Here is a 2,009-nt window from a genome sequence, read left to right on the forward strand (position 1 = left end):
GGCCCTGCCATTCCTGGTGCGGCTGGAAAGGCGCGACGACGGCTCCCTCACGCCGTCGAAGTTCCTCACCGCCAAGGACATTGCGGCCGAGTCCGAGGCCGAGGACGCGGCGTTCCGCACCGTGCTGTTCGACAAGAAGACCGGCCTCCCCGCCGTACCCAACGGCTCCATGGGGTTCCGCTACTCAGGCAGCGGCGAGGGCAAATGGAACCTGGACCTCGAGGGGATCGAGCCGGCGCTGTCGCTGCGCGAGGTCTCTGGGGAGAACGCGGAGATCCTGCTGCCGTGCTTCGAGGACGCGGACGGCGCGGGTAGCGTGCTGCGCCGCGGCGTGCCTGTCATCGAGGTGGAAGGCCAACTGGTCACCACCGTATTCGACCTCATGCTGGCCCAGTACGGCGTCGGCCGCGAAGGACTCCCAGGTGAGTGGGCCGCCGGCTACGAGGACGCCTCGACGCCGTACACCCCGGCTTGGCAGGAAGAGATTACGTCCGTCCCAGCCCAGGCCTGCACCCGGGTGGCCCGCGAGTTCGCCCGCAACGCGGAGGAGTCCAAGGGCCGCTCGATGATCATCATGGGCGCCGGAATCTGCCAGTGGTTCCATGGCGACACGACTTACCGGGCGGTCCTGGCCCTCGTCATGCTGACCGGCTGCATGGGCCGCAACGGTGGCGGCTGGGCGCACTACGTGGGACAGGAAAAGACCCGCCCGGCCACCGGATGGGTGTCCCTGGCCAACGCCCTGGACTGGTCCCGGCCGCCCCGGACCATGATCGGCACCGGCTACTGGTACATGCACACGGATCAGTGGCGCCAGGACGGCTACTCTGCTGATGCGTTGAAATCCCCGCTCTCCACCGGAGCCCTGGACGGGATGCACACGGCGGATGCCCTGGCCCAGTCCGCCAGGCTCGGTTGGATGCCGTTCTACCCGCAGTTCGACCGGAACCCGCTGGACCTCGCGGACGAAGCAGAGGCCGCCGTCGCCGCCGGCACCGCGCAGGACACCCCCAGCTACATCGCCGACGCGCTCAAGAACCGTACCCTGAACCCGGCGATCGAGGACGTCGATGCCCCGGAAAACTGGCCGCGGACCCTCGTGCTGTGGCGCTCCAACCTGTTCGGCTCCTCTGCCAAGGGGAATGAGTACTTCCTGCGGAACCTGCTGGGCACCCATAACAATGTCCTGGGCAAGGACCACGCCGAAGGGCTCAAGCCCAAGGACGTGAAATGGCATGAGCAGGCGCCGGAGGGAAAGCTGGACCTGCTGGTCTCCGCGGACTTCCGGATGACCTCCACCACGCTGCTGTCCGACGTCGTGTTCCCGGCTGCCACGTGGTACGAAAAGCACGATCTGTCCTCCACCGACATGCATCCGTTTGTGCATGCCTTCACCCCCGCGATCGACCCGCCGTGGGAGACAAAGACGGATTTCGACCTGTTCCACTTGCTGGCCGAGGAGTTCTCCCGGATGGCTAAGACCCATTTGGGTGTGCGCCGGGACCTCGTGGGCGTGCCGCTGCAACACGACACTCCCGGCCAGCTCGCCCAGCCCGGCGGGATCGTCCGGGACTGGAGGGACACGTCCATCCCCGCGGTGCCGGGGCAGAACATGCCCATTTTCTCGGTGGTGGAGCGGGACTATACTGCCATCGCGGAAAAGCTGGCCGCCGTCGGGCCGCTGGCCGAGAAACTGGGCTTCACGGTCAAGAACGTCACCTACAAACTCCAGGGCCCGTTGGAGAGGCTCAGCCACTCCAACGGCGTGATGCTCGGCGGCGCCGCGGACGGCCGGCCCGCCATCGACACAGACGCGAAAATGGCAGAGGCCATCCTGGCGTTCTCCGGCACCACCAACGGCGCCCTGTCCGTGCAGGGCTTCAAAGACCTCGAAGTCCGCACCGGCCGGAAACTCGCGGACCTGTCCGAGGGATCCGAGGAAAAGTTCATCACCTTCGCCCAGACCCAAGCCGGGCCGGTCCCTGTGATCACCTCGCCGGAATGGTCCG

The 2,009-nt window shown here is 66.9% G+C and carries 1 protein-coding gene; it reads left to right on the top strand.

What is annotated here, in order from left to right; all coding sequences use genetic code 11:
• Positions 1–2,009 (top strand): molybdopterin-dependent oxidoreductase (locus Y708_RS28605; RefSeq protein ID WP_035776695.1); only part of this gene is annotated, 2,009 nt, incomplete at both ends.

Origin of the sequence: Arthrobacter sp. H5, assembly GCF_000520595.1 — a bacterium.
In the GTDB taxonomy this organism is placed as follows: domain Bacteria; phylum Actinomycetota; class Actinomycetes; order Actinomycetales; family Micrococcaceae; genus Arthrobacter_D.